Source organism: Umezawaea sp. (assembly GCF_036375055.1).
Taxonomy (GTDB): Bacteria; Actinomycetota; Actinomycetes; order Mycobacteriales; family Pseudonocardiaceae; genus Umezawaea.
In genome coordinates this window covers 1-20,366 of sequence record NZ_DASUSQ010000091.1, presented here as the reverse complement: position 1 = coordinate 20,366, position 20,366 = coordinate 1, and the positions used below count along the sequence as shown (strand labels likewise).

23 protein-coding genes are annotated in these 20,366 nt (G+C 71.0%); 7 read left to right on the top strand and 16 right to left on the bottom strand.

Features of this window, described 5'->3' with window-relative positions:
- The first annotated feature begins 3 nt into the window (after positions 1 to 3).
- From VFZ92_RS24990 to VFZ92_RS24970, 5 genes are all read left to right on the top strand, one after another.
- Complete coding sequence (locus VFZ92_RS24990) at positions 4 to 1,329, top strand: hypothetical protein (protein WP_330878458.1); 1,326 nt, start codon at positions 4 to 6, stop codon at positions 1,327 to 1,329.
- 27 nt (positions 1,330 to 1,356) lie between these two features.
- On the top strand, positions 1,357 to 2,160 hold the full coding sequence (locus VFZ92_RS24985; RefSeq protein WP_330878457.1) for an ESX secretion-associated protein EspG: 804 nt from the start codon (positions 1,357 to 1,359) through the stop codon (positions 2,158 to 2,160).
- Positions 2,161 to 2,208: 48 nt separating this feature from the next.
- Complete coding sequence (locus VFZ92_RS24980; protein ID WP_106188068.1) at positions 2,209 to 2,547, top strand: hypothetical protein; 339 nt, start codon at positions 2,209 to 2,211, stop codon at positions 2,545 to 2,547.
- 23 nt (positions 2,548 to 2,570) lie between these two features.
- Complete coding sequence (locus VFZ92_RS24975) at positions 2,571 to 3,308, top strand: lysophospholipid acyltransferase family protein (RefSeq protein ID WP_330878456.1); 738 nt, start codon at positions 2,571 to 2,573, stop codon at positions 3,306 to 3,308.
- Positions 3,309 to 3,501: 193 nt separating this feature from the next.
- Complete coding sequence (locus VFZ92_RS24970; protein WP_330878455.1) at positions 3,502 to 3,786, top strand: hypothetical protein; 285 nt, start codon at positions 3,502 to 3,504, stop codon at positions 3,784 to 3,786.
- Between the two features lie 28 nt (positions 3,787 to 3,814).
- On the opposite strand, the gene smc is transcribed toward VFZ92_RS24970, so the two are convergent.
- The 4 genes from smc to VFZ92_RS24950 form a co-directional block, all read right to left on the bottom strand.
- The gene (smc, locus tag VFZ92_RS24965; protein ID WP_330878454.1) at positions 3,815 to 7,669 is read right to left on the bottom strand and encodes a chromosome segregation protein SMC; all 3,855 of its coding nucleotides are present in this window, start codon (positions 7,667 to 7,669) and stop codon (positions 3,815 to 3,817) included.
- Between the two features lie 105 nt (positions 7,670 to 7,774).
- Positions 7,775 to 8,470 carry a zf-HC2 domain-containing protein gene (locus VFZ92_RS24960; protein ID WP_330878453.1) on the bottom strand — a complete coding sequence of 232 codons (696 nt, stop codon included), beginning with the start codon at positions 8,468 to 8,470 and terminating at the stop codon, positions 7,775 to 7,777.
- Entirely contained in the window at positions 8,467 to 8,955 is a 489-nt protein-coding gene (locus tag VFZ92_RS24955) for a sigma-70 family RNA polymerase sigma factor (protein ID WP_330878452.1), read from the bottom strand. The genes VFZ92_RS24960 and VFZ92_RS24955 overlap by 4 nt, the downstream gene beginning before the upstream one ends.
- 51 nt (positions 8,956 to 9,006) lie before the next feature.
- Entirely contained in the window at positions 9,007 to 9,303 is a 297-nt protein-coding gene (locus VFZ92_RS24950; protein ID WP_414720002.1) for an acylphosphatase, read from the bottom strand.
- Positions 9,304 to 9,568: 265 nt separating this feature from the next.
- Between VFZ92_RS24950 and VFZ92_RS24945 the strand changes: the two genes are divergently transcribed.
- Positions 9,569 to 10,078: a hypothetical protein gene (locus VFZ92_RS24945; protein WP_330878450.1), complete on the top strand. Its 510-nt coding sequence runs from the start codon at positions 9,569 to 9,571 to the stop codon at positions 10,076 to 10,078.
- A gap of 161 nt (positions 10,079 to 10,239) precedes the next feature.
- Here the strand turns inward: VFZ92_RS24945 and VFZ92_RS24940 are convergent, their stop codons facing one another.
- The 4 genes from VFZ92_RS24940 to VFZ92_RS24925 all read right to left on the bottom strand — a co-directional run bounded on the left by VFZ92_RS24940 (position 10,240) and on the right by VFZ92_RS24925 (position 14,077).
- On the bottom strand, positions 10,240 to 10,506 hold the full coding sequence (locus tag VFZ92_RS24940; RefSeq protein WP_330878449.1) for a hypothetical protein: 267 nt from the start codon (positions 10,504 to 10,506) through the stop codon (positions 10,240 to 10,242).
- A gap of 24 nt (positions 10,507 to 10,530) precedes the next feature.
- On the bottom strand, positions 10,531 to 10,743 hold the full coding sequence (locus VFZ92_RS24935) for a hypothetical protein (protein ID WP_330878448.1): 213 nt from the start codon (positions 10,741 to 10,743) through the stop codon (positions 10,531 to 10,533).
- 146 nt (positions 10,744 to 10,889) lie between these two features.
- Positions 10,890 to 11,573: a response regulator gene (locus VFZ92_RS24930; protein ID WP_330878447.1), complete on the bottom strand. Its 684-nt coding sequence runs from the start codon at positions 11,571 to 11,573 to the stop codon at positions 10,890 to 10,892.
- Complete coding sequence (locus VFZ92_RS24925) at positions 11,570 to 14,077, bottom strand: DUF4118 domain-containing protein (protein ID WP_414720004.1); 2,508 nt, start codon at positions 14,075 to 14,077, stop codon at positions 11,570 to 11,572. The genes VFZ92_RS24930 and VFZ92_RS24925 overlap by 4 nt, the downstream gene beginning before the upstream one ends.
- 311 nt (positions 14,078 to 14,388) lie before the next feature.
- Between VFZ92_RS24925 and VFZ92_RS24920 the strand changes: the two genes are divergently transcribed.
- On the top strand, positions 14,389 to 14,829 hold the full coding sequence (locus tag VFZ92_RS24920) for a MarR family winged helix-turn-helix transcriptional regulator (protein WP_330878445.1): 441 nt from the start codon (positions 14,389 to 14,391) through the stop codon (positions 14,827 to 14,829).
- A 44-nt stretch (positions 14,830 to 14,873) separates the two neighbouring features.
- Here VFZ92_RS24920 and VFZ92_RS24915 read toward each other — a convergent pair whose 3' ends face one another.
- From VFZ92_RS24915 to VFZ92_RS24880, 8 genes are all read right to left on the bottom strand, one after another.
- Positions 14,874 to 16,055, bottom strand: coding sequence for an HAAS signaling domain-containing protein (locus VFZ92_RS24915; protein ID WP_330878444.1), 1,182 nt, complete (start codon positions 16,053 to 16,055; stop codon positions 14,874 to 14,876).
- Positions 16,052 to 16,375 (bottom strand): PadR family transcriptional regulator, encoded by a 324-nt coding sequence (locus VFZ92_RS24910; RefSeq protein WP_330878443.1) that lies wholly within the window; start codon positions 16,373 to 16,375, stop codon positions 16,052 to 16,054. Before VFZ92_RS24910 ends, VFZ92_RS24915 begins: the two co-directional genes overlap by 4 nt.
- Positions 16,376 to 16,480: 105 nt before the next feature.
- Positions 16,481 to 17,350, bottom strand: a complete 870-nt coding sequence (gene mutM, locus VFZ92_RS24905; protein WP_330878442.1) for a bifunctional DNA-formamidopyrimidine glycosylase/DNA-(apurinic or apyrimidinic site) lyase — start codon at positions 17,348 to 17,350, stop codon at positions 16,481 to 16,483.
- Between the two features lie 22 nt (positions 17,351 to 17,372).
- Positions 17,373 to 17,627, bottom strand: a complete 255-nt coding sequence (locus VFZ92_RS24900) for a hypothetical protein (RefSeq protein WP_330878441.1) — start codon at positions 17,625 to 17,627, stop codon at positions 17,373 to 17,375.
- A 4-nt stretch (positions 17,628 to 17,631) separates the two neighbouring features.
- On the bottom strand, positions 17,632 to 18,438 hold the full coding sequence (gene rnc, locus VFZ92_RS24895) for a ribonuclease III (protein WP_330878440.1): 807 nt from the start codon (positions 18,436 to 18,438) through the stop codon (positions 17,632 to 17,634).
- 27 nt (positions 18,439 to 18,465) lie between these two features.
- A complete protein-coding gene (rpmF, locus tag VFZ92_RS24890) occupies positions 18,466 to 18,648 on the bottom strand; it encodes a 50S ribosomal protein L32 (RefSeq protein WP_106188086.1) in 183 nt (60 codons plus the stop codon).
- A gap of 2 nt (positions 18,649 to 18,650) precedes the next feature.
- Complete coding sequence (locus tag VFZ92_RS24885) at positions 18,651 to 19,238, bottom strand: YceD family protein (RefSeq protein WP_330878439.1); 588 nt, start codon at positions 19,236 to 19,238, stop codon at positions 18,651 to 18,653.
- Positions 19,239 to 19,336: 98 nt separating this feature from the next.
- Positions 19,337 to 20,053, bottom strand: a complete 717-nt coding sequence (locus tag VFZ92_RS24880; protein WP_330878438.1) for a DivIVA domain-containing protein — start codon at positions 20,051 to 20,053, stop codon at positions 19,337 to 19,339.
- Positions 20,054 to 20,366: the final 313 nt, after the last annotated feature.

Genomic DNA, 20,366 nt, shown 5'->3' with positions numbered 1-20,366 from the left:
CTGATGGCTCCGTCGGACGCGGGCAACTTCTTCTCCGGGCCGGTCGGCATGTGCGTGAGCGCGAAAGCCGTCTACGGGTGGTTCAAGAACGGGAACCCCCAGGTGATCGATGCCGGTCAGGACGCGTGGGGAAAGGTGTCCGACCTTCAGGCGGAGATCGGTACCTTGATCAACAAGGCCGTCACGGACTCGGGTGCGACGTGGAGCGGGGCCGCGGGTGACTCGATGCGGTCGTCGGCGTCCCCGCTGTCCACCTGGGCCGACCTGACGGGCTCCAGCGCCGCCAGCGGTTCGAGCGCCGTGGCGGAGATCGGCTCGGCGTACCGCGACGCGCAGAACTCGGTGCAGCCGCCCGTCGAGGTTCCGGACAAGCCCTGGTACAACGACTTCAGCCCGTGGGACACGGACTACGACGACGCCGTCGAGAAGAGCCAGGGCGTCGACGAGGCCAACATGCGGGTGATCAACGCCTACGCCGATCGCACGAACTACGCCGTGTCGAACATGCCCACCTTCGAGGCACCGCCGGACACCACGGCCGAGGTCGACGACGAGACCGGACCCACACCGCCGGGGAAGATCGACTACAAGCCCGGCGAGGTCGACCAGAACGGGAACGGCAAGACCGACAGCAGCACCGGTCGGACCGACACGTCGATCGGCTCGGTCATCAGCGACCCCACCAGGCCGCCCGGCACCGGCGACACCGACGGTTCCCGCACCGACCAGGACACGACGCGGCCCAGCGACACCGATGACGGGATCACGCGGCCGTCCGACGTCAACGACCCCAACCGGCCCCCGATCGGCACGCCCACCAGGCCGCCGACCGGGATCCCCGGCGGCATCGACAACCCGACCGGCATCGTGCCGTTCGGCCCGAACGACCCCCGCAACCCCGCCAACAGGCCCGGCGGCCCCGGCCAGATCGGTGCCGGTCGCGGCGGCGGTGGTGGCGGAGGCGGCGGTGCCGGTGCCGGCCGTGGCGGCCTCGGTGGCGGTGGCCTCGGGAGTGGCGCGGGTGCCGGAGCCGGTGGCCGTGGTGGGATGGGGCTCGGGCCCGGTGGGGCCGCTGCCGCCGGGCAGTTCGGTGGCTCGGCGGGCACGTCCGCGGGTGAGGGTGGTCGGGCCGGGGCCGGTGGGTACGGGCCCGGTGGGGCCGCCGCCGGTGCGCGGGGTGCGGCCGGTGCTGGCGCCATGGGTGGCGCGGGCGCCGGTGCGAGGGGTGAGGGTGGTGACGACCTGGAGCACTCCTCGAAGTACCTGCAACCCAGCGACGAGTACTTCGGCGACGGGACGATGGTCGCGCCGCCCGTCATCGGCGGCTAGGAACGAGCAAGCTGGGGGACGAACGTGTTGCGCAGCCGAGTTGTGCTGCCCGTGGTGGCGCTCTACAACGCCTGGCAGGCGGAGGGGCTGCCGGAGTTGCACCGGGCGCTCTACACGCGGATCGACTTCGACGCCGACTCGCTCGCCGAGGGTGACCTCGGCGGCGCGCTGGCGTTGTTCGAGAGCGGCTGGACGACGCTGGAACGGCTCGGTCTCGCCCGCGGCCGGGCCGTGCACCCCGACCTGGGGCGGTCGCTGCGGTTGATCGCGGAAGCAGGCACGGAGTTCTACGCGTACTTCAACAACGGCGACGAGGAGGCCAGGACGGCGCTGGTCGCGGTGTCCGGGCAGGACGCGGTCCGGGTCGTGCTGACCCCGGACAAGCACTTCGTCGTGGAGCCGGTGCGGCCCGAGGAGGCGCCGCAGGCGCTGGTGTCCGTCCTGCCCCAGGCGAGCCCCGGCACGGTCCCGCTGATCTCGCTGCCCGCCGACGCGCTGACCAGGCCGCGGCACCAGCGCGAGGAGTCGGGCGGGTTCCTCCAGCAGAACCGGTACGCGACGACGCCGCAGGAGCAGCAGGTCGAGGCGTTGAAGAAGCTGCTGGCCGAACCCCGGCTCGGCGGCGGCCAGCTGTACGCGGCGCGCCGGGACCGGTTCGGCCGGAAAGCGCGCTGCCCCAAGCCGTTGACCTTCTTCGACACCGCGGGCGGGCGCTACCTCCAGTACCAGGCGTCCAGCAACGGGCAGCCGTGGAACACCGTCCAGCCCGCCGATTTCGGGGCCATGACGTCGCGGCTGGGGCAGCTCCCGGCCACGATTCCGAACGTCTGAGACGCGCACGGGCTTGCAGCCGCCCAGCGGTTGGGAGACCCTTCCAAGGTGAGTGAGAAAACGATCCAACTCGAACTCAACGAATCCGGGGTGGCGGTAGACCTGCCCCTGCCCGCAAACCAGCGGGACGCGGTACAGGGAGTTCCCTACCGCCCGGTCGAGTTCCGTGACGACGATCTGCCCACCGCGTTGGAACGGGCGGCGTCCTGGCTCAGGCAGACGCAGGACTGGCTCGGCGAGCCGGTGGACGTGATCGCCGTCCACCTGGACTACGACGACCGCAAGGGTTCGCCTTACTACGACCTCAAGCTCCTCTGCAACGAAGAGGACCTGGCGGGCGTGCCACGCGCCATGCGCGGCAAGGAGGACACCGCTACCGACGGGTAGTCGGGCCAGCTACCGTTTCGGTCATGTCAGATCGCGTGTACCCCCCGGTGATCGCCGCGGCCAAGCTCATGTTCCGAGTGCTCGACTGTCGGATCAACGTGGTGGGTGCGCACCACATACCCCGCGAAGGTGGCGCGGTGCTGGCGAGCAACCACGTCAGCTACCTCGACTTCATCTTCGCCGGGTTCGGCGCGCAACCCGCCAAGCGCTTGGTGCGGTTCATGGCGAAGCAAGAGGTCTTCGCGAACCGCTACGCGGGTCCGCTCATGCGGGGGATGCACCACATCCCGGTCGACCGGAGCGCGGGCCTCGCCTCCTACCGGGAGGCGCTGGCCGCGCTCCGGTCCGGGGAAGTCGTCGGGATCTTCCCCGAGGCGACGATCAGCCGCTCCTTCACGGTCAAGGAGCTGAAGTCCGGCGCGAACCGGCTCGCCGCGTCGGCGGGCGTGCCGCTGATCCCGGTCGCCCTGTGGGGCACGCAGCGGCTGTGGACCAAGGGCAGGCCGCGCACCCTCACGAGGCGGCACGTGCCGGTCACGATCCTCATCGGCGAGCCGCTGCACCCGCAGCCGCGCGACAAGCACGACGCGATCAACGACGAGCTGCACAGGCGCATGCAGGAGCTGCTGGACCAGGCCCAGCAGGAGTACCCGGAGAAGCCGAAGGACGACGAGCTGTGGTGGCAGCCCGCGCACCTCGGCGGCACCGCTCCCACACCCGAGGAAGCCGCCGCCCTGGACGCGAGCGGTCGCGGGGACTGATACCCCTGCCGCGCGCCGCGCGAGTGCCGTCGGGCACACGTGCGGCGCGCGTTATTCCCGACGTGCTTCGCACAAACGTGCGATACTGGCTGTCGAGGCGACCCCAGGTCACGTGACCGGGCGCCCGCCAGCCCCAAGCTGAACTCTCGGCGGGGCCGATCCGTCGGAAACGCGCAGTTCCACGTGTGAGCGCGTGACCGGCAAGGAAGGTCATCCCATCATCGAGCACACCCACGACGCCCTGTTCTCCGAGACGGCGCCGGACCTGTTCCCGAAGGAACAGGCAGCGAGCACGCACAAGAGCACGACGTCGGGCCGCGCACTCGGGAACACCCAGTACGAGGGCCTGTTCCAGCAGCCCCCGGTCGTCCCCGAGTCCGACTCGCAGGCGAACTTCGCGGTCGACGAGAACGAGCGGCAGCCCGACTCGTCCGAGGCGCCCCGCCAGCGGTCGTCGTCCAGGCGGCGCTTCACCTAACCCCCGGGACGGGCTCCCTCCGGTCGGCTCAGTCGACCGGAGCCCCGTCGGCAACCTCGGCGGTCTCGGCAGGCTCGGCGTCGGCAGCTCCGGCGGCCACCTCGGCGTCAGCAGCACCGACAGCCACCTCGGCGTCAGCTCCGGCGGCTACCTCGGCGTCGGCAGCACCGACGGCCACTCCGGCCTCCAGCTTCGCCACCGCGGCCTCAGCCGCCGCGCTGGTGCCCTCGGCGACGGCCACCGCGGCTTCGGCGTCCCGGTCGGGCGCCTGCCCCGCGGACTCGATCACGGCGGGCTTCGCGCCCCGGCCTCGGAGCCGCTGGGAGATCACCTGGCTGATGCCGTCGCCGCGCATCGACACGCCGTAGAGCGCGTCGGCGATCTCCATCGTCGGCTTCTGGTGGGTGATGATCAGCAGCTGCGACTTCTCGCGGAGCTGCTCGAACAGCCCGATCAGCCGGTGCAGGTTGGTGTCGTCCAGCGCCGCCTCGACCTCGTCCATCACGTAGAACGGCGAGGGCCGGGCGCGGAAGATGGCGACGAGCATGGCGACGGCCGCGAGGGACTTCTCACCACCGGACAGCAGCGACAGCCGCTTGACCTTCTTGCCGGGCGGGCGGGCCTCGATCTCGATGCCCGTCGTGAGCATGTCGTCGGGGTCGGTCAGCACGAGCCTGCCGTCACCGCCGGGGAACAGGGTCGCGAACACCACGAGGAACTCGCGGGCCACGTCCTCGTAGGCCGCGGTGAACACCTCGAGGATCTTGTCGTCGACGTCCTTGACCACGGTCAGCAGGTCGCGGCGGGTGGCCTTGATGTCCTCCAGCTGGTTGGAGAGGAACTTGTAGCGCTCCTCCAGCGCGGCGAACTCCTCCAGCGCCAGCGGGTTGACCTTGCCCAGCAGCGACAGGTCGCGCTCGGCGCGCTTGGCGCGGCGGGCCTGCGTGTCGCGGTCGTAGGGCATCGGCTGGGGCGCGGTGACCTGCTCGCCACGCTCCCTCGCGGCCTCGTACTCGGCGATCTCCGGCGCGGTCGGCGGGATCATCATGTCCGGCCCGTACTCGTTGACCAGGTCTTCCAGGCCGATGCCGAAGTCGTCGGCGATCTTCGTCTCGAGCTGCTCGATGCGCATCCGCTGCTCGGCGCGCAGCACCTCGTCGCGGTGCACGGCGTCGGTCAGCTTCTCCAGCTCGCCGGTCATCTCCCGCACGACGCCGCGCACCTGCGCGAACAGGGCCTCGTGCTTGGCCCGCCGCTCCTGGGCGACGTCGCGCTCGTGCACGGCGCGGCGCAGCGACTCCTCGATGCGCTCCAGGGCCAGTTCACCGCCGCGCACGACGGCGTTCGCCACCACGGCGCCGTGGGCGCGGGCGGCGTGGGCGCGCTGGGCCCGTTCGCGCGCCTCGCGCTCGGCGCGGGCGGCCCGGCGCAGCGCGTCGGCCTTGCCCTGCACGGCGCGGGCGCGCTCCTCGGCGGTGCGCAGCGCCAGCCGCGCGTCCATCTCGGACTGGCGGGCGCCCGCGAGTTCGGCGGCGGCCTCGTCGCGCTGCGCGGTGTCGGGCTCGTCGTCGAGGGTCTGCTCCTCCTGGGCGACGAGCAGGCGTTCTTCCAGCTCTTCGAGCTGCCCGAGGGCTTCCTCGCGGGCGAGTTCGACCTTCGCGCGCTGGCTGCGGACCCGCTCGACCTCGGCTTCGGCCGAGCGCACGGCCTGCGCGAGCCGGTTGAGCCGCTCGGAGGACCTGGCCCGGCGGACCTTGGCCTCGTTCAGCTCCTCCTTGATCGCGGCCACCTCGGCGCGGCGGGCCTGCTGCTCGGCGCGCGCGCCGTCCAGCGACGCGGCGGACTGCTCCAGCGCGTGCTCGGCGAGCGCCAGCTTCTCCTCGGCCTCGTCGACCGCGGCCTGCACCTCGATGACGCTCTGGCTGCGGCCGGAGCCGCCGATGGCCCAGTCCTCGCCGAACAGGTCGCCCTCGCGGGTGACCGCGCGCACGTCCGGGGCCGAGCGCACCAGGTCGCGGGCGGCGTCCAGACCGTCCACGACGGCCACGCGGTCCAGCGCGCGGTGCAGCGCGGGCAGCAGCCCGTCCGGCGCGCGCACCAGCTCGACGGCCCACCGCGCGCCGGGCGGCAGCGCCGGCCACGAGCCGGTGTCCACGGTGGACCGGGCACCGCCGACGAGCACTCCCGCCCGCCCGGAGTCGTTCTCCTTCAACAGCTTCAGCGCTTCCAGCGCGTCGTGCCCACCGGCGACGGCGACCGCGTCCGCGATCGGTCCGAGCGCGGCGGCCAGCGCCACCTCGGCGCCCGGCGACACGGTCAGCAGCGCCGCCACGGAGCCCAGCAGGCCCGGCAGCCGCGATCCGGCGGCGAGCAGCGCGCCGGCACCGTCCTTCCTGGTCAGCCCGAGCGACAGGGCGTCCACGCGGGCCCGCCACGACGCGATGTCGCGCTCGGCGGTCCGCTCGGCCCTGACCAGCTCCTCGACCCGGCTCTTGGCGGCCTCGTTGGCCTCCACGGCGTGCCGGTGGCGGTCGTCGAGCCCGAGGTCGCCCTCGTCCTCGGTGCCGGTGGTGGCCTCCTGCTCGGCCTGTTCGAGCCGCACGACCTCGGACCGCTCCACCGCCTCGGCGAGCGCGGTGGACATGCGGTCGATCTCCTCGGACGTGGCGTTCGTCTTGCTGCGCAGCGCCTCGACCTGGCCGGACAGCCTGGCCAGACCTTCGCGGCGGTCGGCGATGGCGCGCACGGCGGCGAGGTGCGCCTTCTCCGCGGCGGACACCATCCGCTCCAGCTCGCCGCGGATCTCCACGGCCTCGGCCAGCCCGATGCGGGCCTCCGTCACGCCCTCCTGGAGCTCCAGCTCCATCTCGGCGGTCTGCTCGGCCTCGGCTTCCAGCTCCTCGGGGTCGCGACCACCCCGAGGGGCCTCGACGGCGGCGGAGAGGTGCCGGGCGCGTTCCACGGCGAGCCGCACGGTGCCGCGGAGGCGCTCCTCCAGGGCGGACAGCCGGTACCAGGTGTCCTGGGCGCGGGAGAGCTTCGGCGCGTCCGCCGCGACCAGGTCCTCCAGCTCGTTCTGCTGGACGGTGGCGACCTGCAACGACGCCTCGACCTCGGCGCGGCGGGCGCGGGCGGTGGCCTCGTCCTGCTCCTCGCGGGCGAGCTGGGACCGCTGGGTCACCAGGTCGTCGGCGAGCAGGCGCATCCGGGCGTCGCGCAGCTCCGACTGCACGGTCTGGGCGCGGCGGGCGATCTCGGCCTGCTTGCCGAGCGGCTTGAGCTGGCGGCGGAGTTCGGCGGTGAGGTCGGTGAGGCGCGTCAGGTTGGCCTGCATCGCCTCCAGCTTCCGCAGCGCCTTCTCCTTGCGCTTGCGGTGCTTGAGGACGCCCGCGGCCTCCTCGATGAAGGCGCGGCGCTCCTCGGGCTTGGACTCCAGGATCGCGGCGAGCTGGCCCTGGCCGACGATGACGTGCATCTCACGGCCGATGCCGGAGTCCGACAGCAGCTCCTGCACGTCCATCAGGCGGCACGAGCTGCCGTTGATCTCGTACTCGGTCGCGCCCTCGCGGAACATCCGCCGGGTGATCGACACCTCGGAGTAGTCGATGGGCAGCGCGCCGTCGGCGTTGTCGATCGTCAGCGTCACCTCGGCGCGGCCCAGCGGGGCGCGGCCGGACGTGCCGGCGAAGATGACGTCCTCCATCTTGCCGCCGCGCAGGTCCTTCGCGCCCTGGGTGCCCATGACCCACTTGAGGGCGTCCAGGACGTTGGACTTGCCGGACCCGTTCGGGCCGACGACGCAGGTGATCCCCGGCTCGAAGCGCAGCGTCGTGGCCGAGGCGAAGGACTTGAAACCCTTCAGCGTCAGGCTCTTCAGGTGCACGTCCGGTCGGCCTTCCGCGTCCTCGTGGCGAACTCGTCCGGTGGAGACTACCGGTGGAAGTGCGGCCGACGCGGGAGGCGGGGCCCCTGACCAGCGGATCGATGATCAGGCAGGGGGCCGGATGGTCACGAGCACCTGCTGGTCGGCGACCACTTCCAGGTGGTCGATGCCGTCCACCGCGAACGACGACGACCCGGGGATGACCTCGCCCTCCGTGTCGCTGGTGCCCCACCAGCCGCCGATCTCCTTCGTACCGGTCTTGGCGTACAGCACGACCATGCAGCGCAGGCCGGGCTGCACGTCCGTGAGCCGCAGCCGCAGCTCGGTGCCCCAGCCGTGGCTCACCATCGCCGCGGACGCGCCGACCCCCGTCCTGCCGTCCATCGCCGACCACGTCGGGGGCGGGGGCGCGCTGGACGTCGGCGGCGACTCGGCCCGCACCGCGTCACCCTCGACCGCGCGGGGCAGGAACACCCCGCCGAGGACCAGCAGCACCAGCACCAGACCGGCGCCGACCAGCAGCAACGGCCTGCGGGACCGCTTCGGTTCCGGCTCGGGCAGCGGCCGGACCACGGCCAGCGGCGGCAGCGGCTGGTTGTCGTAGGGGTCGGGGTCGTCGAACGGCTGCTCCAGGTCGGCCAGGTTCACCTGGCCGAGCAGACCGGGCAGCGGGGCGAGCCGGATCAGCTCCTCGCGGCACACCTGGCAGGTGTTGAGGTGCCGTTCGAACACCGAGCGCTCGGCCGGGTCCAGCGCACCGAGCAGGTAGGCCCCCAGCGACGTGATCTGGAAGCAGCTCACGACTCGGTCACCCCTCTCTCGGCGAGCGCGTCGCGGAGGGCGCGGAGGGCGTAGAAGCTGCGGGACTTCACGGTGCCGGGCGGGATGCCGAGCACCTTGGCGGCCTCGGTCACGGTGCGGCGCCGGTAGTACAGCTCGATCACGACGCTGCGGTGGTCGGCGCTGAGCGCGCGGAGGGCTTCGGCGACCTGCCAGCTCTGCAACACGTGGTCCACCTCGTCGGCCACCGGCGGGAGGTCGGCCGGTTCGATCGGGATCTCCGTGGCACGGGCGACCCGGCGGCGGTAGCCGGACACGACGAGGTTGCGGGCGACCGTGTAGAGCCAGGGACCGGCCTGCTCGGGGCTCAGCTCGTCGGAGTGGCGCCAGGCGCGGAAGAGCGTCTCCTGGACGATGTCCTCGGCGTGCTGGTAGTCGCCGCCGACCATTCGGAGGACATAGCCGTGCAACGGTCCGCGCCAGCGACCGTACAACTGCCTGACCACATCTTCACCGGGCTCCACATCGACTTACTACGCCGTTGGGGCAGAACTCGTTCAACGCTCCACGAAACCCACGAGGTTTCCCCTCGGATCGGACCAGCGTTCCACCACAGCGTCCACCCGTCCGGGTGAATCCCCTGAGCGCAGCGCCACCAACAACCGCTGGCAGGCGGCCTCGGAGCCCTCCGCGTTGACCTCGACGCGGCCGTCCCTCAGGTTCGACGCGGAACCCACCAGGCCGAGTTCGAGGGCCCGCGCTCGGGTCCACCACCGGAATCCCACTCCTTGGACCTGACCCCGCACCCACGCCGTCAGCCGGACGTCCGGTTCACCTGTCGCCACGGCGTCCATCCTGCCGGCCAGACGGATGCACGAGACTCAATAGTTCACCCGATGGTGGTACGGTGCGCGACCGTGGCTGCACGTTGGCGTGACGATCCCCCGACGTCGCCTCGCCGCACCGTCTCGCCATCACCGGTTCGAGACCCAGGTCCACCAAGTGGACCAATCCCATTGCAGACCGTGACGAGTCCACCGCCCGCTCGTTCACCCCAGTAGGCCCGCGCTGAGCGCGGTCCCCGACCTTCCGCCACGAGCGACGACCCCAGGAGATGGTGTGAACGACGGGCAGTACGAGACGCCGCCGACCGACCCCGCGAAGCCCCGCGTCGCCCCGCGGGTGGTGCTCGCCTCGGCGGGCGTCGTGGTGGCGACGCTCTTCGCCACGGTCGCCGCGCTCACGTCAGGGCCGGAGGACCGGGCGACGCCCGCGGGCCGCAACCCGCTGGAGGACGTCGTGTCCAAGAGCTCCCTCCCGAGCGCGCCGACGCTGACGTCCACGTCGGTGCCCGCGGGGACCGAGGTGGAGGCGCTGTCGTCCACGTCGGCCGCGACCACGACGACCACGCCGCGGAGGACGCGGGTCACGACGGTCACCCGGCCGGACGGGACCACCACGACCACGACCGTGGACGACACGACGCCGGAGGAGCCGGTGCAGCCGCCGGTGTACACGACGACGACCACGACGACGGTCGTCGTGCCGCCCACCACCACCCCGGTGACGACGACCACCGAGGGGACGACCACGCCCCCCACCAGTGAGACCACGACTCCGACGACGTAGAACGACCGCGGTGGGCCCTGGTGACGGTCCGGGGGCGCAGTGCCACACGAAGGTGTGAGACCTGCCCCTGAAGGTGCGGTCACCAGGGGTTTCCGCCGATGAATCGAGCACGGAACCATCCGTCCGGGTTTCCCACAGGGAGATGGTGTGTTCGAGCACGGTCAGTCGGAGTCGTCGTCGCAGTCGCCGTTGGTGGTCGAGGCGCCGCCGGAGCCTCCGGAGAAGAAGATCTCCTCGATGGTGCTGCTGGCCGCCGGGGGTGTGCTGGTGGCCACCGTGTGCGCCAGTCTGGCCTCGCTGTTGGCCGGGGGTGCCAAGCCCGAGTCAGGGCCGCCGAAGTCCAAGGCCGACGTGGAGGCGGACCAGCCCGTCACCAGCACGTCGTTGAGCGTGGCGCCCGATGGGACCACCTCCACGGTGGTGATCACCGTTCCCGGAAGGCCCAGGGGGGATCAGGACGGGCCCCGCAACGCCGCCGGGCCCGCCGGTGGGGAGACCGGGGCTCCCGCCGCCCCTGAGGTGGTGGTGACGCAGACCGGTGGGGCGACCAGTGAGCAGCAGGTCACGAAGGTGCCGCCCAGTACGCCGCCGTCTGAGACGTCGAGTTCGTCGCCCTCGTCCAGTTCGGTCGTTCCTCCTGAGACGTCGTCCAGTTCGCCCTCCACTGAGATGCCCTGAGTTCTCGAGGGCTGGGCGGCTGCCGGTTCCAGCGCGGTGTGGCCGATGTGACCCGATTCCAGGGCCCGATCTCCCCGGTCACATCGGCCACGTTCTCGTGCGGCACGCGCGAGTCGGGTCGTGGGTCGGGTTTCTACAGTTCGAAGCGGTAGCCCATGCCTGGCTCTGTGAGCAGGTGCTTGGGGTGCGAGGGTTCCGGTTCCAGCTTCCGCCGCAGCTGGGCCAGGTATACTCGCAGGTAGTGGCTCTCCTTGGCGTAGGCCGGGCCCCAGACCTCCTGTAGCAGTTGTTTTTGGCCCACCAGCTTTCCCGGATTGCGGGCCAGCATTTCCAGCAGGCCCCATTCCGTTGGGGTCAGGTGCACTTCCCTGCCGTCCCTGTGGACTTTTTTCGCCATCAGGTCCACCTGGAATGACGCCGTGGTCACCACGGCGTCTTCTTCCGTGGGTGGTGAGGTTGCCGAACGGCGTACCGCCGCTCTCAGGCGTGCCAGCAGTTCGTCCATCCCGAAGGGCTTCGTGACGTAGTCGTCCGCACCGGCGTCCAGGGCCGCCACCTTGTCCGAGGAGTCCGTTCTCGCCGAGAGGACGATGATCGGCACCGAGGTCCAGCCTCGCAGGCCCGCTATGACCTCGCCGCCGTCCAGGTCCGGCAGGCCCAGGTCCAGCACCACCACGTCCGGCTTGCCCTCGGCCGCGACGGTGAGCGCCGTCGACCCGTCGTGGGCGGTCAGGACCTCGTAGCCGCGGGCGGTGAGGTTGATCCGCAGCGCGCGGACGATCTGCGGTTCGTCGTCTACCACCAGGACCCTGGTCATGCGTGTTCCTCCTCGTCGAACACCGGGAGCGCGATCACGACGGTCAGCCCGCCGCCCGGTGTGTCCTCGGCCCTGATGGTGCCGCCCATGGCCTCCGTGAAGCCCTTGGCCACGCTCAACCCCAGTCCCACGCCGGGTGTCGCGTCCCGGTCGCCCAGGCGCTGGAACGGTGCGAACACCTCCTCGGCCGCGCCTCTGGGCAGGCCTCGGCCGTGGTCCACGACCCTCAGCTCGGCCCGTTCGGCGTGCACGCTCGCGCGGACGGCCACGGCGTCCCCGCCGTACCTCAGGGCGTTGTCCACCACGTTCGCCACGACCCTCTCCAGCAGCCCCACGTCGGCGCGGACGGGGGCCAGGTGTTCGTCCACGTCGACCTCCACCCGGCGCGCGTCGTCCACACCGGAGAGCGCGCGGGCGACCACCTCGTCCAGGCCCACGGCCCGGAACAGCGGTCGCACGGCGCCGGTGGCGAGGCGCGAGGAGTCGAGCAGGTTGTCGATCAGGCCCGCCAGCCGGTCCGCCGACAGCTCGATCGTCTCGTTCAGCTCGCCGACGTCCGACGTGGACAGCGCCAGTTCCGGGTCGCGCAGGCTCCCCACGGCGGCCTTGATGGACGTCAGCGGGGTGCGCAGGTCGTGGCCCACGGCCGACAGCAGCGCGGTGCGCAGTTCCGTCCCCTCGGCCCGGCGCTGGGCGTCCCTGGCCTGGTCGGCCATCCGCTGCTGCCGCAGCGCCAGCAGCGCCTGGCCCGCGGCGGCCTCCAGCACCCGCCGGTCCGACGCGGGCAGGGGCCTGCCGCGCAGCACCAGCCGCACCTCGGGCGTGACGGAGATGTCCACGTCGGGTTCGGTGGCGGCCACCACGCCCGCGCTCTCGACGCGCGCCCAGTCGCCGTCGACCCGTTCCAGGAGCACGACCGACGCCAGGCCGAAGTTCTCCCGGACCTTCTCCAGCAGCCGCACCAGCGGGTGCGGGTCGGTCAGCACCGTCCGGGCGTAGGAGGCCAGCAGGGTCGCCTCGGTGCGGGCCCTGGCGGCCTGCGCGGCCCGGCGGGCCGCGCGGTCCACGACCAGCGCGACCGTCACCCCGACGACCACCATGGCGACCAGCGTGACGACGTTCTGCTGGGTGTCCACGGTGAACGTGAAGAGCGGCGGGGTGAAGTAGAAGTTCAGCAGCAGGGCCGAGAAGACCGCGGCGAACACCGCTGGCCCCAGGCCGCCCACCAGGGCGACGAGGACCGTCGCCAGGAAGTAGTCGACGACGTTGGTCGACTGGATCAGGTCCTCCCGCAGCGCCACGCCCACCGCGGTGGCCGCCACGGGCGCCAGCACGGCCAGCAGCCAGCCCAGCACCCGCCGGGAGGGGCGCAGCGGGCTCCGCGCCACCGCCGCGCGCCAGCCGGTCCCGGACTGGGCGTGGGTCACCATGTGGACGTCGATCGGGCCGGACTCCTGGAGCACGGTCGCGCCGATGCCCTCCGAGAACAGCCGCGCGAGCCGGGTGCGCCGGGACGTGCCGATCACCAGCTGGGTCGCGTTGGTGCCGCGGGCGAACTCCAGCAGCGCCGTGGGCACGTCGTCGCCGACGACCGTGTGGAAGGTGGCCCCGACGTCCGCGGCCAGGGTCCGCCAGCGCGCCACCGCCGCGGGCGCGGCGCCCGCGAGACCGTCGCCGCGCAGGATGTGCAGCACCTGCAACTCGGCCCCGGCGCGGGTGGCCACCCGGCGGGCGCGGCGGATGAGGGTCTCGCTCTCCCCGCCCCCGGTGATGGCGACGACGACCCGCTCGCGGGTCTCCCACGTCTCGGTGATGCTCTGCTCGGCCCGGTACCGCCGCAGCGCCACGTCGACCTGGTCGGCCACCCACAGCAGCGCGATCTCCCGCAGCGCGGTCAGGTTGCCGAGCCTGAAGTAGTTGCCGAGGGCCGCGTCGATCTTGCTCGCGGGGTACACGTTGCCGTGCGCCAGGCGGCGCCGCAGCGCCTCGGGGGTGAGGTCGACCAGCTCGATCTGCTCGGCCCGGCGAACGACCTCGTCCGGCACGGTCTCCCGCTGCGGCACGCCGGTGATCCGCTGGACCACGTCGTTGAGGCTCTCCAGGTGCTGCACGTTGACCGTGGACAGCACGTCGATCCCCGCTTCGAGCAGTTCCTCGACGTCCTCCCACCGCTTCGCGTTGCGGGAGCCGGGGGCGTTGGTGTGGGCGAGCTCGTCGACCACGGCGACCTCGGGGTGCCGGGCCAGCAGCCCGTCGACGTCCATCTCCTCCAGCGCCAGGCCGCGGTGCACGACCCTGGCGCGGGGCAGCACGTCGAGACCGACCAGCAGCTCCGCGGTCTTCTCGCGGCCGTGCGTCTCCACGAGGCCGACCACGACGTCGGTCCCGCGCTCCCGCCGCCGGTGCGCCTCGCCCAGCATCGCGAAGGTCTTGCCGACACCCGGTGCGGCCCCGAGGTAGATGCGCAACTCACCGCGCCTGCGTCGATCGTCCACGTCGGTCAGTCTGCCCGGTGGTGAACGCGTTCCAGCATGGACACACAGTGCGCCAAAAAGTCACCCGATCGTGGGTGCCTTGACGCGGTCTTGATGCCGCCACAACCCGAATTGACACGTTTTTGACAACTCACGCTCATTCATCCGGGGAGCGCTCTTTCGGGGTGCTACGACCTGCGGCGTTACGGCAAAGGTGTGGTCGCGGGTCGCAGGAGGCCACTATTCGTCGCGGGTGCTGGACACGGGTGGTGCGAAAGTGCGAATGTCCTGTCCGAATTCAGACAATCGCTCACCTCCAGTGAGCACGCGGAGGCCGTTTTATGACCACCACCAGTGTGACCAACCAGGAAGCACTGCAGCTCGTCGTGGCGGTGCACAGGTTGGTTCGCAGCCTTCGCCAGACCGCACCGGTGCGGCGCCTGCAACCGACCCAGATGCTGGTGCTGTCGGAGTTAGCCATGCACGGACCGATGCGCATCGGCGAGATCGCCGTGCGCGCGCTGTGCTCGCAGCCGACCGCCACGACCGTCGTCACCGGACTGGAGGCCACGGGGCTCGTGCACCGCGAGCCCGATCCCGCCGACGGTCGCGCCACGATCGTGGAGCTCACCCCCCACGGTCGGGAGATGATCATCTCCATGGCTCACGGCGAGGCCGAGCTGCTGTCCGACCGGCTGGCGCAGCTGACGCCGTCCGAACAGGAGCTGCTGCTCGCGGCGACGCCGCTGCTGCGCAAGCTCGGCGAACCCACCCAGCACTGATGAGGGGGAGCGGAACCCCCGACCGGTTCCGCTCCCCCTCCCGGTCACTTCGAGGTGGTCGCCACCGTCGGTGGCGCCGGAGACACGCTCGAGGGTGGCGTGACCGAGATCGAGGGGTCGACCGGACCCGACGGGGTCGCCGACGCGGACGGGTCGAGCGAGGCCGACGGGTCGAGCGACTCGGTGGGGATGGAGACCGCGAACGGCACGCCGCTCATGACCCGGCAGTTGCCGTAGTCGTCGTACTCGACCCTCGGACGCGGGTACCTGTTGTCCTCGCGGTAGCGCGAGTTGGCACCGTCGCCACCGCCGTTGCGGCAGCCGTAGAACGGCGTCTCGATCGGCTGACCCTCCTCGTCGTACAGGTAGACGTCGGTGAGCGCCTTGCCGTTCTTGTCGAACACGTAGACGTTGTTCGGCAGGGTCGGGGTCGGCGGCCCGTACGACGTCGGGTAGTTGTCGTGGTAGGTGGCGTTCGGGAGGACCGCGCCGAGGATGTAGAGCAGGGTGCCCGCGGCCAGGCCCGCCGCGGGGAGGCTCACCCAGAGCCAGCGGCGGTCGGTCTTGGCCCGCGGACCCGACATGAAGGTCAGCGCCGCCAGCGCCAGGGTGAGCAGGAAGAGGATGCCGAAGCCCGCCACGACCACCCCGGAGATGGCGACCAGCACGGTCCGGGCCAGCCACCAGGCCGGTTGCAGCGACCTCAGGTAGGCGATGGCCTTGCCGGGCGGACCCGCCTCGGCCTGGGCCAGGGCCTGCTGGAGGGCGGTGTTCTCCGGGAGGTCGCCGACCTGGCCGATGAGTTCCGGCCTGCGGTGCAGCAGGACGACCGCCCAGATGACGAAGACCGCGACCAGCGACGCGAGCGGGAAGCCGTCACGGCCGCCGATGCCCATGGCGAACGCCGTCGCCGTCCCCGCCACGAGGGCCCAGAACGCGAACCTGGCGGCGAACACCGGCTTGGGGGGCTCGACGACCACGACGTGCTTCGAGGGCGGGTAGCCCGCGGCGACGCGCAGCTCGTGCGCGTAGACCTCGGGTGTGCCGAGCCTGCTGGTGAGGGCCTCGGCGGAGAACTCCTCGCCCAGTTCGGCCGCCACCTCGGCCACGTGCGCGTCCGCGTCGTCCATGATCTCGGAGATCTCGACGTCCGGCAGATCGGAGAGCGCGGCGCGCATCCGGTCCAGGTAGTCCCGGACCTCCGCGCGAGTGTGCGTGCTGCTCATGCGACCACCCCCAGCAGGTCGTCCAGCGTGTGGGCGAACGACCGCCATGTCCTTCCCGACTCGGCCAGGCGTTCCCGCCCTGGCTCGTTGAGGCTGTAGTACTTCCGGTGCGGGCCCTCTTCACTCGGCACCACGTACGAGGTGAGCAGACCAGCGTTGTAGAGCCTGCGCAGGGTGCCGTAGACGGAGGCGTCACCCACCTCGTCCAGACCTCCCGCGCGGAGTCTGCGCAGCACGTCGTAGCCGTACCCGTCCTCCTTGCGGAGCACCGCCAGGACGGCGAGGTCCAGCACCCCCTTCAGCAACTGACTTGTGTCCATGAGATCTCCCCGGTGATGTGCCGTGAACAGTACTACGGTTTGCGCAGTAGTGTCCACAGCAGAGGACCACATGGGTACTGAGAGGAGTTACCGCTGGTCAGACCACTAGCGGGGCTTCGGCTGGCACACCGGGCAGGAGAACGACGAGCGGTTCATGAACGGCTCGCGGACGATGATCGCGCCGCAGCGCGTGCACGGCTCGTGCTCCTGGCCGTAGGCGGCGAGGGAGCGGTCGAAGTAGCCGGACTGGCCGTTGACGTTGACGTAGAGCGCGTCGAAGGACGTGCCACCCTGGCCGAGGGCCTCGTTCATCACGTCCGTGGCGTGGCCCAGCAGCTCCGTCGCCTTCGCCGCGGTGAGCTTGTCCGCCCGGCGCAGGCCGTGGAGCTTCGCCCGCCACAGCGACTCGTCGGCGTAGATGTTGCCGACACCGGACACGAGGGTCTGGTCCAGCAGGGCGCGCTTGATCTCGGTGCGCTTCGACCGGAGGGCCTTGACCGCGGCGACCGGGTCGAACCTGGGGTCCATGGGGTCGCGGGCGATGTGGGCCACGGGCCCGGGGAGCCTGGTGCCGTCGACCTCGACGATGTCGGACAGCGCGAGACCGCCGAAGGTGCGCTGGTCGACGAACCGCAGCTCAGGCCCCTGGTCGGCGAACGTGATGCGGACCCTCAGGTGCTTCTCGTCCGGGGTGCCCGACGGTTGGACGAGCATCTGCCCGCTCATGCCGAGGTGGGCGAGCATGGCTTCGCCGTCGGTGGTGCCGGGGCCGTCCAGGTCGACCCAGAGGTACTTGCCGCGACGGCGCGCGGCAAGCATCGTCTGGCCGGAGAGGCGCGCGGAAAAATCCGCCGCACCGGGTAGGTGGCGGCGGATCGCTCGCGGGTGCAGCACTTCCACGGCCGAGATGACTCGGCCGGAGACGTGGGCATCCAGGCCGCGGCGAACGACCTCTACTTCAGGGAGTTCGGGCACGGCTCAGTCAATCAGGTGCGGCTCAGGCGTCAGCCTGGGTGTCCTCAGCAGCCTCGGCCTCGGTCGCGCGAGCGGCTTCGAGCTGCTCGAGGGCCTCGAGGTCTTCGTACGCGGCGGCCTGCGGCTTGGTGGGCTTGAGCATCCACCCGCCTGCCTGGGCGGTGTCGCGGACGAGCACCAGCCCCTGGATGCCTCCGCTGCGCGAAGCGCTCAGCGGACGCGTGGGGCGGTTGGTGGAGCGGGTGCGTCGGTTCGTGCGGACGTTGGTGGCGTACATCGCGTCAGACTTCCTCGGTGGGTGAGGTCTCGGATGAAGCCGAGTTACCAGCAGCATGGCCGTTGTCGGTCGCGACCGCTTCTTGATCAGCGCTGACCTGTTCCGACAGCACGCGGTAGGCGGCCTCGGCCGCCTTCTGCTCGGCTTCCTTCTTGGTACGACCATCGCCTGAGCCATAGGAGTTGCCTGCCACGACCACGGTCGCGGTGAACTCCTTGCGGTGATCCGGACCCTGGTCGTCCACCCGGTACTCGGGCACTCCAAGGCCTGCTGAGGCGGTGAGTTCCTGAAGACTGGTCTTCCAGTCGAGGCCCGCGCCGCGCAACGGCGCTTCGGCCAACAACGGGTCGAACAGCTTGTGCACGAGTTTGCGCGCGGTATCGATACCGTATTCCAGGTACACCGCGCCGATGACGGCTTCGAGGCCGTCGGCGAGGATGCTCGCCTTGTCCCTGCCGCCGGTCAGCTCTTCCCCGCGACCGAGGAGCAGGTAGCCGCCCAGTCCGTCCTCGCCCAGCGTTCGGGCGACGCCCGCCAGTGCGTGCATGTTGACCACGCTGGCGCGGAGCTTGGCGAGCTGCCCCTCGGGCAGATCGGGGTGGGTGTTGTAGAGATGGTCGGTGACGATGAGTCCGAGAACTGCGTCGCCCAAGAACTCAAGCCGTTCGTTCGGCGGCAAGCCGCCGTTCTCGTAGGCATAGGACCGATGTGTCAAGGAGAGCACGAGGAGCTCGGCGTCCAGTTGGACGCCGAGCGCTTCGAGCAACGGGGCGCGATCGGCGGACCGATCACGCGACGACCTACCCCCCACGGTTCGCCGCTACCTTCGCCAGGAGACTCAGGCCGGCTGAACAACCTGGCGGCCGTCGTACTGGCCGCAGGTCGGGCAGGCGATGTGCTGGGGCTTGGGAGCGCGGCACGCCTTGTTCGAGCACGCCACCAAGTGCACGGCACTGGTCTTCCACTGGGCGCGGCGCGAGCGCGTGTTCGAGCGCGACATCTTCCGCTTCGGGACGGCCACGACTAGTTCTCCTCCGAGTTATCACGATTCCCGCCGAACCGCTCTTGCAACGCGGCCCAACGGGGATCCATCGTCTCATGCCCGTGGTCGGGCCCAAGCTCCGCCAGCTTGCCACCGCAGTCGACGCACAGCCCGAGGCAGTCCGGCGAACACAGCGGCACCTGCGGCAGCGCGAGCACGACGGCATCCCGCACCACAGGTTCGAGGTCGATCAGATCATCGGAGATCCGGCTGACCTCGTCCTCATCAGTGGTCTCATCCGTGGTGCTGTCCGGGTACGCGAACAACTCCATCAGCTTGATCTCGACGTGGTCGGCGATCGGGTCGAGGCAGCGCGAGCACTCCCCCGCCACGTCCGTGATCGCCGTGCCGGAAATCAGCACGCCTTCCACGACCGACTCCGCCAACAAGTCGAGCTCCACCGCCCCGCCATCCGGAACCGCGATCACGTCGAGCAGGCCAAGACCTGCCGCGGGCACCGACCGCTGGTAAGCGCGGCTGGAGCCCGCTCTACGACCGATGTCCCTGGTGTCGATTACCCAGGGCCCGGTTGCTGTGGAACGCGCGGAGGCGTGACGATGCTCAGACATGATGTGTTGGTTTCGCTGTCGGGGGACCTACCACGGCCAGCCGCTCCAGGGTACGCGACGAGTGGGCCGTGGGCGAAATCCGCAGGTGAACGTTGCGTTCAGTCGTGGTAGTCGAACGGTGCCGACACGCTGGCGACGGCCGGACCCCGCAGGTGCGAGCGCCCCTTGCCGACGCTGCGCAGCGTGTGCGCCAGCAGGTCCTCGAAGTCGGCGAGCTTGCCGTCGACGTACGCGTCGCACTCGCTGCGCAGCCTGATGGCCTCCGACTGGGCCGCGTCGAGCACCCTGGCCGACTCGGCGTGCGCCGCCGCCACGACCTCGGTCTGGTCGACCAGCCGAACCTGCTCGGCCCGACCCTCCTCCACCGCCCGCTCGTAGCTGGCCCGCCCGGCCTGCACCATCCGGTCGGCCTCGGCGTGCGCGCGCCCCACCAGGTCCTCGTACTCCTGCCGACCGGCCGCCACGGTGCGCTCGGCCTGGTTCTCGGCCTCGCCCACCATGCGCTCGGCACGGGCGCGCGCCTCCGCGAGCATCCGCTCGGCCTCCGCGTGCGCCTCGGACAGCATCCGCTCGGCCTCGGACCGCGCCTTGCTGACACCCGTCTCGGCCTCGTGCGCGGCCTTGCCGACCAGCTCGTCCTTGTGGTCGAGCACGTCCTGCGCGTCGTCCAGCTCGGCGGGGATGGCGTCACGAACGTCGTCGAGGAGTTCGAGGACGTCGCCACGCGGCACGACGCACCCGGAGGTCATCGGCACTCCACGCGCTTCCTCGACGATCGTGACCAGTTCGTCGAGGGCCTCGAACACCCGGTACACGTCACTCTCCTCGCAACACAAGGTCCATTACCGGAACAGTTTGCCTTGCCGGTCGCACCCTGGTGGGGAGATCGGCAGGGCGTGTCCGGTTTTGGCCGGCGCTTCTCGGGCGGGGCTGGTTCTGCGGGGTTGGTGGGGCTTGTGAGGTTTGTGGCTTTTGTGAGGTTCGGGAGGTTCGTGAAGGGCGGTCTGGTCGCGCACGTCGTGGTGTGGCCGGTGTGACTCGGGACCCCTCGATTTGCCCCTTTGTCGGGCTTGAAAGGGCAGGTGGGAAGCCCTTGCCCGACAATTTCAAGGGGCAAATCCCCCGAGT

Bases quoted from the DNA above. Each gene is read 5' to 3' on its own strand.
- VFZ92_RS24990 (WP_330878458.1), top strand. From the start codon at position 4: ATGGCTCCGTCGGACGCGGGCAACTTCTTCTCCGGGCCGGTCGGCATG.
- VFZ92_RS24915 (WP_330878444.1), bottom strand. From the start codon at position 16,055: ATGAGCAGCACGCACACTCGCGCGGAGGTCCGGGACTACCTGGACCGG.
- VFZ92_RS24885 (WP_330878439.1), bottom strand. From the start codon at position 19,238: ATGTCTGAGCATCGTCACGCCTCCGCGCGTTCCACAGCAACCGGGCCC.
- VFZ92_RS24930 (WP_330878447.1), bottom strand. From the start codon at position 11,573: ATGACCAGGGTCCTGGTGGTAGACGACGAACCGCAGATCGTCCGCGCG.
- VFZ92_RS24950 (WP_414720002.1), bottom strand. From the start codon at position 9,303: ATGGACGCCGTGGCGACAGGTGAACCGGACGTCCGGCTGACGGCGTGG.
- VFZ92_RS24900 (WP_330878441.1), bottom strand. From the start codon at position 17,627: ATGTACGCCACCAACGTCCGCACGAACCGACGCACCCGCTCCACCAAC.
- VFZ92_RS24920 (WP_330878445.1), top strand. From the start codon at position 14,389: ATGACCACCACCAGTGTGACCAACCAGGAAGCACTGCAGCTCGTCGTG.
- VFZ92_RS24975 (WP_330878456.1), top strand. From the start codon at position 2,571: ATGTCAGATCGCGTGTACCCCCCGGTGATCGCCGCGGCCAAGCTCATG.
- VFZ92_RS24910 (WP_330878443.1), bottom strand. From the start codon at position 16,375: ATGGACACAAGTCAGTTGCTGAAGGGGGTGCTGGACCTCGCCGTCCTG.